The sequence below is a fragment of the Burkholderia sp. Ac-20392 genome (genome assembly GCF_017104585.1).
GTDB lineage: Bacteria > Pseudomonadota > Gammaproteobacteria > Burkholderiales > Burkholderiaceae > Burkholderia > Burkholderia lata.
Window position 1 is genome coordinate 1 of sequence record NZ_JAAGPB010000357.1, and the last position, 9,024, is coordinate 9,024.

Sequence of the window (9,024 nt, forward strand, 5' to 3'; positions counted from 1 at the left end):
CCCGCCGCGCAGCGCCGCGTCGAGGTTCGACAACGGTTCGTCGAACAGGAACACGCCCGGCTTGCGCACGATCGCGCGGCCGATCGCGACGCGCTGCCGCTGGCCGCCCGACAGCGCCTTCGGCTTGCGGTCGAGCAGCGCGGACAGCCGCAGCGCTTCGGCCGCCTGCCCGACGCGCGTGCGCGTCTCGGCGGCGTCGACGCCCGCGAGCTTCAGCCCGAACGCCATGTTCTCGAACACCGTCATGTGCGGATACAGCGCGTAGTTCTGGAACACCATCGCGAGCCCGCGTTTCGCGGCCGGCACGTCGTTGACGCGGCGGCCGTCGATCAGCAGGTCGCCCGACGTGATCTCCTCGAGCCCCGCCAGCATCCGCAACATCGTCGACTTGCCGCAGCCCGACGGGCCGACGAACACCATGAATTCGCCATCCTCGATGTCGAGGCTGACGTCCTTGATCACGTCCGCGCCGTCGTCGTAGCGCTTGTGGATCTGCTTGAGCGACACACTTGCCATGATTGCCTTTCTCCTCGTCCGTTGCTGCCGCTCACCATTCGGCGACCGAGCCATCCTCGCGACGCCACACCGGGTTGCGCCAGCGGTGCCCGGTCGCGGCGGCTTCCCTCACCTTCTCCTCGTCGATCTCGACGCCGAGCCCCGGCGCATCCGGGCGCGCGACGTAGCCTGCGTCGAACGCGAACGGGATGCCCCGCGTGTACGCGTACATCGCGTTGTCGTCGTGATAGGCCACATTGGTCGACTGCTCCTGGATGAACGCGTTCGGCGTACAGAAATCGATCTGCAACGACGCCGCGAGCGTCAGGGGCCCAAGCGGGCAATGCGGCGCGACCGCGACGTCGTACGCCTCGGCCATCGCGGCGATCTTGCGCAGCTCCCAGATCCCGCCCGTGTGGCTCACGTCGGGCTGCACGATGTCGACGACGCCTTCCTGCAGCAGCTCCTTGAACTGCCAGCGCGTGAACAGCCGTTCGCCGGTCGCGAGCGGCACCGCGCAGTCGCGCGCGACTTCGCGCAGCGCGTCGTTGTGCTCGGGCAGCAGCAGTTCCTCGTAGAACATCGGGTCGAACGGCGCGAGCGCCCTGGCGAGCGCCTTCGCGACCGGGCGGCGCACGCGGCCGTGGAAGTCGATGCCGAGCCCGACCTCCCTGCCGATCGCATCACGCACCGTACCGAAGCGCGCCACCGCGCGGTCGATCGCCGCCGGCGACTCGATCCAGTCGGTCGCGTTGACCACGCCCATCTTCAGCGCGGTATAGCCGGCCTCGACGAGCTGCCGCGCGTTCGCGGCCATCTCCTCCGGCGTGTCGCCCTTCACGTGCGCATAGACGCGCGCCTTGTCGCGCACCGGGCCGCCGAGCAGGTCGTAGACGGGGACGCCGAGCGCACGCGCCTTGATGTCCCACAGCGCCTGCTCGATGCCCGAGATCGCGCTCGTCAGGATCGGGCCGCCGCGATAGAAACCGCCGCGATACATGACCTGGAACAGGTCCTCGATATGCCGCGGGTCGCGGCCGATCAGGTAGTCGGCGAGTTCGTGCACGGCGGCGGCCGTGGTGGCCGCGCGCCCTTCGACGATCGGCTCGCCCCAACCGGCCAGGCCCTCGTCGGTGCTGACCTTCACGAACTGCCAGCGCGGTGCGACCGCGAATGTTTCGATTTCGGTGATCTTCATGTGGAGGAACGGGTGCGGTTGAACAGCAGTGCCGACATGCCGTTGTCGGCGACGAGATCCGCGCCGGCGATGCCGGCCGCCGCGTCCGACAGCAGGAACGCGGCGATCCGGCCGATATCGGCCGGTTCGTTGATGCGCTGCGCGGGATGCAGCGCGCGATAGGCGTCGAGCAGCGCGGGATCACGCTCGAGTGCCGCGCCGATCGGCGCGTTCAGCGTGAAGCCGGGGCTCAGCGTATTCACGCGGATGCGCTGCGGCGCGAGGCTCGTCGCCATCGCGCGCGACATCGCGACGATGCCGCCCTTGGTCGCCGCGTACATCTCGAAGCCCGGCACGCTCGCGCCCGCATGATTCGACGCGATGTTGACGATCGCGCCGCCGCCCGCGCGGGCGATGCGCGGCGCCGCGAGCTGCGCGCACTGGAACATCGAGCGCAGGTTGGTGCGGTACAGGCGGTCGCAGTCGTCGAGCGAGAACGCGTCGAACGGGCCGTGCAGCGTGATGCCCGCGTTGTTCACGAGCCCGTCGAGCCGGCCGTGATGCGCGTCCACGCGCTCGAACAACGCAGTGACGCTCGCCGGTTCGGCGACGTCGGTCTCGACGAACAGCGCATCGCGCCCGCCGAGCCGTTCGCGCACGGCGTCGGCACGCGCGGCGTTCTTCTCCGCGACGACGACCTGCGCGCCGCATTGCGCGAGCACTTCGACGATGCCGAGGCCGATGCCGTCGCCGCCGCCGGTGACGACGATCACGCGGCCGTCGAGCGATTCGAATGGATTCATCATGGCTTTACCCCTTGACCGCGCCGGCCGTGATGCCCGCGACGATCCTGCGCTGGAGAATGAAGAACAGCACGAGCAGCGGCAGCGTGCCCATCACGGCGGCCGGGAACAGCTTGGTCGGATCGATGTCGTTGGTGCCGATGAAGCGGAACACCGCGACCGTGATCGTGAACTTCGACGAGTCGGTCAGGAACAGCAGCGGATAGACGAGGTCGTTCCACACCGACAGCGTGACGAACATCGCGAGCGTGCCGGTGATCGGCCGCAGCAGCGGCAGCACGATGTACCAGTACACCTGCAGCGGGCTGCAGCCGTCCATCACCGCGGCTTCCTCGAGTTCGAGCGGAATCCGCTTCAGGAAGCTCGTGTAGAAGAACACGCCGAGCGGCAGGCTCTGCACGGTGTACGCGAGCACGACGCCGAGATACGTGTTGAGCAGGTGCAGGTCGCGGAACAGCACGTACAGCGGTGTCAGGCTGACGAACATCGGGATCGTCAGGCCGAGCGTCAGCACGATGTAGACCGCGTTCGACAGCCGGCCCTTCACGCGGGCCAGCGGATACGCCGCGAGCGACGACAGCAACGCGACGAGAAACGTGACCGCGAGCGTGATGCCGATCGTGTTCGCGACGCTGCGCCAGTAGTTCATCTGCGTGAACACGGCCGCGTAGTTGCCGAAGAACACGTGGTCCGGCAGCCCGAGCGGGCGCGCGATGATGTCGTCGCCGGTGCGCAGCGACATCAGCACCATGTAGATCGTCGGCAGCAGCACGATCGCGACGATCGCGATCGCGGCGACGAGCCGCGCGAACGCCGGCACGCGGCGCAGCAGCGCACTCGTGCGCAGCCCGCCGCCCGACGTGCCGGCGGACGGCTGGTCCGCATGGAAGCGTTGACGGATGACGTTCACAGGTTGTCCTCCCGGCGGCGCAGGATCGTGTTCTGCGTGGTGGCGACCACCACGACGATCGCGAGCATGATCATCGACAGCGCGCTCGCGAAGCCGAACTTGTAGTCGTTGAACAGGCTGTGGAAGATCTGCAGCCCGAGCGTGGTCGTCGCGCCGTCCGGCCCGCCGTTGGTCAGCACGAGCGGCAGCTCGAAGGTCTTCAGCGTGCCGATCGTGCTCAGCGTGATGTTCACGGTGAATGCCGGTGCGAGCAGCGGCAGGTCGATGCGCGTGAAACGCACCCACGCGTTCGCGCCGTCGAGCTTCGCCGCATCGTGCAGTTCGGACGGAATGTTCAGGTAGCCGGCCAGGAAGATCGCCGTCGAATAGCCGACGTACATCCACACGTGCACAGCCGTGACGGCCGGCAGCGTGACTGACGGATCGCCGAGCCACACCTGCTGCAGCGCGTCGAGATGCACGAGGTGCAGCAGCTCGTTGATCCCGCCGCCGAGCGGCGAGTACAAGTACTCCCACACGAACCCGGCGATCACCGCCGAGAACATGCTCGGCACCAGCAGCCCGACGCGCAGCGCGCCGCGCAGCCGCGGCAGCGAGAACAGCAGCGCGGCGAACAGCAGCCCGAGCCCGTTCTGCACGATCACGACGATCGCCGCATACGCGAACGTGACGACGAGCGTATGCAGGCTCGCGGGATCGCGAAACGCCGCCGCGTAGTTCGCGAGCCCGATCCAGTGCGCATCGCCCACGCCGGAGAAATCCGTCAGGCTCATCCGCGCGGCCTTGAACAGCGGATACAGGCTCAGCAGCGCGTACAGCGCGAGCGCCGGAACGGCGCACCACAGCAAGGTCCGGTTGCGCTTCATCGCGCGCCTCCTTCGTCGAACCGCGCCACGCACGATCGCGCGGCGCGGGAAATGTCAGCGGACAGGCGGTTCATCGTGCAGCCGCATCCCAACGGGCGAGCAGCTTCGCCGGGTCCTGCCCGATGTCGAGGAAATACGCGGACATCGAATTCCAGATCGCCGTGAACAGCGTGCCGGTCCACACCCCCTTCGGATACAGCACGACGTGCCCGTTCTTCTGCGCGGCCGCATACGGCTGCGCCTGCGGCGGCATCGCGTCGGTGCCGCCCTCGAACGGGCTGAACCCGGCTTCCGCGTCGAGGAACTGGCGATCGTTGTCGGGGCGCGCCCAGAACGCCAGCCACTTCTTCGCGGCGTCGGCCTGGTGCGACGCCGCGTTGATCGCCCATGCGGTGCCGAGCATGTCGAGCGCGACCGGCCCGTTGCCGGGCACGAGCGCCGGCAGCGGCGCGAACTGGAACGACAGCCCCTTCGTCGCGCTGAACTTCGCGATGTTCCATGCGCCCTGCGGCATCATCGCCACGCGGCCCGCCTGGAATTCGGTGAGCCCCGTGCTCCACGCGCTCACGCCATTGTTCAGGCGCGGCACGAAGCACTTCGCGTCCGCGAGCACCTTCAGCGCGGCCATCGACTGCTTGAACGCCGGGTCGGCCGCGAAGCGCGCGCTGCCCGCGCCGACGAACGATTCGGCGCGCGCATCCGCGTCACCGCTGCCGGCTGCCAGCCCGGACGCGATCACGAGCGCCGCGGGCGCCCAACCCTCCTTCGCGGGCAGCAGCATCGGCGTGATGCCGGCCGCCGCGAGCTTCCCGCACGCGGCCTTCAACTGGTCGACGTCGGTCGGCACCGTCGCGATGCCCGCGCGCTTGAACAGGTCGAGGTTCGCGAACAGGCCGATGCCGACCAGCTCCATCGGCAGCATGTAGGTCTTGCCGGCGATCTGCGTGTGGGTGCGCACGCCGCGCCAGATCGTCGGCACCCACTTCTCGCCGCTCAGATCCAGCAACTGATGCGCGCCCTGCCATTGCCGCATCAGCTCGCGGTCGACCATCAGCACGTCGGGGCCGTTGCCGCCCTGCAGCCGCGACGACACGACCGTCGTCGTGTCGTTGCGCGACATGTACTCGAACTTGACCTTGATGTCGGGATTTTCCTTCTCGAACTTTGCGATCAGCGCCGCCATGTTGGCGGGCTCGGCGCCGCCGCCCTTCCAGCCCGTCACGTCGAGCGTGACCGGCGCGGCGCACACCTGCGCCGCCAGCACTGAAAGGACTGCGAAAGTTGCCGCCCGAAGCCTGTTGAACATCTGCTGTCTCCACGTTGTTGTTGAATCGTTGCGCGCGGCCAGTGGTGCACGGCGAGTGACGCACGGCCGGTAGTGCAAGGCCAATGGCGTGCGGCAGGCGATGCAGCCGCGATCCGTCGCACAGGAATCCCGCGTTTCCCCGTCGTCCGATTCATTTGGGAAAGCGCTTTCCCTATTGTGTCGCACAACCCGTCCGGCGTGCAAGCGCCGGGGCGAGCCGATCGTCTAGGGGATATCCCGAGGGCGTGTCGCGGCGGTTGCGCGCCGCCCGTTCGCAACCGGATCGAGCGGTCATCGTGCCGAAGGCGCTATCATCGACTATGCGACTTTCGTCCGGCCCTTATTTGCCGGCCCACTTTCAACTCGCTCAACCGACATGACAACGACTACCGAACGCGTGGACGGCGCCGCCCAGCATCTCGTCGCTGCCCGCCATGCCGGCTCGCCCGGCCCGCTGCTGCCCGATGCGCTGCGTCCCGAAAACGTCGAGACCGCCCTCGCCATCCAGCAGCGCGTGGCCGACCTGCTCGGCGAACCCGTCGGCGGCTGGAAATGCGCGCTGCCGCCGCCCGACCGCGTGATCCTCGCGCCGATCTTCGCGTCGACGATCCGCGAGGCCGACGCACCGTACCGCGTCGTCGGCGGGCCGATCGTGCGGATCGAGCCGGAAATCGCGTTCGTGCTCGATCGCGACCTGCCCGCGCGCGATCAGCCGTACGACGAACAGGACGTGCGCGACGCGATCCGCGAAGTGCGCATCGTGCTCGAAGTGCTCGGCTGCCGCTATGCGGAGCCCACGCGCGCGTCGAAGTTCGAGCTGCTGGCCGACGGGCAATTCAACCAGGGGCTGTGTGTCGGCCCGGTCGTGCCCGACGGGTTGAACGTGCCGCTCGAAACGCTGGCGCTGTCGTTCGAAGGCGCGCTGAACCGCGCGATCGACGGCCGCCATCCGGACGGCGATCCGCTGAAACCGCTGGTGTGGCTCGTCAATTTCCTCGCGTCGCGCGGCGATCCGGTACGCGCCGGACAGATCGTGACGACCGGTTCGTATGCGGGCGCGATCGACGTGCCGCTCGGCGATGCGCTGACGGTGCGCTTCGGCGAACTCGGCAGCCTGTCGGTGACGTTGACGGCGTGATGGGCGTGGCACTTGGGCACGGCGATGCAGGCCGAGCCGCTGGTCGCTGGTCGCTGGTCGCTGGTCGCTGGTCGCTGGTCGCTGGTCGCTGCGTAACGGCGACGATCGATGCGTGGCGTGTTGCGTGACCAACATCAGGAGCGGTGCTGCCCGCGCCGTCGTGACGGCAGCGTCATCGCGGCCACGCCTGCGACGACGCATCCGAGTCCCACCCACGCCGATGCCGACAGCGACTCCCCGAGCAGCGCCATGCTGATGCCGACGCCGATCGGCACGCGCAGATAGGCCTGCGCCGTCGTGCCGACCGACCCGAGCGATTGCACGAGCCGGAAGTAGATGACGAGCGCGAGCGCGGTCGAGAACACCGCGAGCGCCGCCAACGCGATCAGCGACGGCGGCGACGGATGAAGCGTCCACGGACGATCGACGACGATGCTGGCCGGCACCAGCACGACCGCGCCGACGATGAGCGAGCCCGCAGCGGGCGCTGCCGGCGACATCCCGTTGAAGGCCCGCCCGTAGATCGCGGCGCCCGCATAGCAGACGGTCGCCGCGACGATCGCCAGTTGCGGCACGAGTTGCCGCCCGAGTCCGTCGAACGCGCTGACGCCGACCACCAGCGAGATGCCGACGAGCCCTGCGACGACGCCGAACAGCTTCCGCGGCGTCAGCGGCTCATGGCGGGTGATCAGCCAGGTGCCCGCGAACGCGAGCACGGGTGACGCGGAATTGAGGATCGTCGCAAGGCCGGCTTCGACCGAACACTCGGCCCATGCGATCAGCGTGAACGGCACGACGCTGTTCAACAGCGCCTGGACGAAGAAGCGCCGCCAGACCGCAAGGTCGCGCGGCATCGGAATGCGCCGGATGCGCATCCACAGCAGCAGCACCGATCCCGCGATCAAGGTTCGCGCGGCGATCAGCGTCAGCGGCGGAATCGTCTCGACGCCGATCCGGATGAACGTGTAGGACGCGCCCCACAACGTCGAGAGCGCGAGGAGCAGGAGCAGGTCCGCGACGGCGGGCGGGTGGCGGGGCATGACGGGCTGCTGCATGTCGGGGAGGCGTGTTCGCAGGCCATGACGAGGTTGGAATCGGCCCGTTCGGCACGGGCCACGCCAGCAGATGATGCCGGCGGCCTGGCGCAAACGCTTCAGCGCGACGCGAAATGTGGATTGCCGGTTGATCGGCCAGGTCGATACCGGTGCCGACCGACGTTCGTCTATCCTTGGGCGACATGACGTTCAGGATCAACCGCGGCAACGGACATCGAGGGCTTCCATGAATGAAACGACAGGCGCGACCCAGCGCGCCGCCAGCTACCGGGTAGCGAACGAGCAGGACGTCGCGGCCCTCGTCGAACTGGTCAACGCTGCGTACCGCCCGACGACGGCTGCCGCCGGATGGACACATGAAGCAGCATTAGTCGAAGGCCCGCGAATCACGTCGTCACAGCTCACCGCGACGCTGCGGGCAGCGGACACCGTCCTGCTCGTCGCCGAGATCGACGGCGGCATTGCCGGCTGCATCGAAGTCAGGAAAGACGGAGACGCGGCCTATATCGGTACGTTGGCCGTCGCGCCGTCGATGCAGGACCGCGGGCTCGGAAAGGCATTGCTGACCGAAGCCGAGCAATTCGCCGTTCGCCGCTGGAAGAGCGAAACAGCCGTGATGGTCGTGCTGTCTGCGCGCCACGAACTGATCGACTTCTACTTGCGCCGCGGCTACACGCGAACGGGCGAACGGTCGGGCTACCCGTTCGACGCGGGCGTCGGCAGGCCGCGAGACGAAACCCTGACCATCGAGACGCTGACCAGGAACATGGCGCGCGACTGACGCCGTGTGCCCCGGCATCAAGCCCCTTCGCAACGACATGCGCCGTATCCGGCCCGTCCCGGCGTGATAACGTTGCACATCATCGCGCGCGCAAGCCCGGCCCCCGGGCACGCGCACCGCGTTCACGCCGATACCGAACATGTCGCTGACACCGCTTCCCGCCCTGCTCGACGAAACCCTGCGCACCGTCGTGCGCCGCTACCGGCTGCCGCCGCTCGACAGCGCGCTGTCGCCGGCCGACGCCGCGAACCCGGCCGCCACGCTCGCGATCGTGATCGAGGAAGCGCGCCGACTGCGCAGCGACGGACAGACGCCCGACGCGGCACTGCGGCAGCGCTTCATCGACGCGCTCGCGCAGATGATCCGCGATGCAATGGATACGCACGCCGGCGATCCCGCCTTTCAGGCGGCGGTGCTGCGGCACGATGCGCCGAGCGTGCGCGAATACGCGTCGTTGTCCGCGCACGCCGAGCAGGACCGGCGCGCGCTGCAC

At 68.5% G+C, this 9,024-nt stretch carries 9 protein-coding genes and 1 pseudogene; 3 read left to right on the forward strand and 7 right to left on the reverse strand.

Features of this window, described 5'->3' with window-relative positions:
* The 6 genes from G3N99_RS28620 to G3N99_RS28645 all read right to left on the reverse strand — a co-directional run.
* A partial coding sequence (locus tag G3N99_RS28620) for an ATP-binding cassette domain-containing protein (RefSeq protein WP_206124065.1) occupies positions 1-516 on the reverse strand: 516 nt, incomplete at its 3' end.
* Between the two features lie 31 nt (positions 517-547).
* Positions 548-1,693 (reverse strand): galactonate dehydratase, encoded by a 1,146-nt coding sequence (dgoD, locus tag G3N99_RS28625; RefSeq protein WP_206124066.1) that lies wholly within the window; start codon positions 1,691-1,693, stop codon positions 548-550.
* Positions 1,690-2,478, reverse strand: a complete 789-nt coding sequence (locus tag G3N99_RS28630; protein WP_174932672.1) for an SDR family oxidoreductase — start codon at positions 2,476-2,478, stop codon at positions 1,690-1,692. Before G3N99_RS28630 ends, dgoD begins: the two co-directional genes overlap by 4 nt.
* A 4-nt stretch (positions 2,479-2,482) precedes the next feature.
* Positions 2,483-3,385 carry a carbohydrate ABC transporter permease gene (locus G3N99_RS28635; RefSeq protein WP_206124067.1) on the reverse strand — a complete coding sequence of 301 codons (903 nt, stop codon included), beginning with the start codon at positions 3,383-3,385 and terminating at the stop codon, positions 2,483-2,485.
* Positions 3,382-4,251, reverse strand: a complete 870-nt coding sequence (locus G3N99_RS28640; RefSeq protein WP_011349624.1) for a sugar ABC transporter permease — start codon at positions 4,249-4,251, stop codon at positions 3,382-3,384. Before G3N99_RS28640 ends, G3N99_RS28635 begins: the two co-directional genes overlap by 4 nt.
* Positions 4,252-4,321: 70 nt before the next feature.
* Positions 4,322-5,557, reverse strand: a complete 1,236-nt coding sequence (locus G3N99_RS28645; protein ID WP_206124068.1) for an ABC transporter substrate-binding protein — start codon at positions 5,555-5,557, stop codon at positions 4,322-4,324.
* Positions 5,558-5,933: 376 nt separating this feature from the next.
* Here G3N99_RS28645 and G3N99_RS28650 point away from each other — a divergent pair, with 376 nt between their 5' ends.
* Positions 5,934-6,695: a fumarylacetoacetate hydrolase family protein gene (locus tag G3N99_RS28650; RefSeq protein WP_174932665.1), complete on the forward strand. Its 762-nt coding sequence runs from the start codon at positions 5,934-5,936 to the stop codon at positions 6,693-6,695.
* 134 nt (positions 6,696-6,829) lie between these two features.
* Here the strand turns inward: G3N99_RS28650 and G3N99_RS28655 are convergent, their stop codons facing one another.
* Positions 6,830-7,735: an EamA family transporter gene (locus tag G3N99_RS28655; protein WP_241011901.1), complete on the reverse strand. Its 906-nt coding sequence runs from the start codon at positions 7,733-7,735 to the stop codon at positions 6,830-6,832.
* An 85-nt stretch (positions 7,736-7,820) separates the two neighbouring features.
* Here G3N99_RS28655 and G3N99_RS28660 point away from each other — a divergent pair, with 85 nt between their 5' ends.
* Positions 7,821-8,531: a GNAT family N-acetyltransferase gene (locus tag G3N99_RS28660; RefSeq protein ID WP_206124070.1), complete on the forward strand. Its 711-nt coding sequence runs from the start codon at positions 7,821-7,823 to the stop codon at positions 8,529-8,531.
* Between the two features lie 139 nt (positions 8,532-8,670).
* A pseudogene (locus tag G3N99_RS28665) lies at positions 8,671-9,024 on the forward strand (3-deoxy-D-arabino-heptulosonate 7-phosphate synthase); the annotation flags it as partial.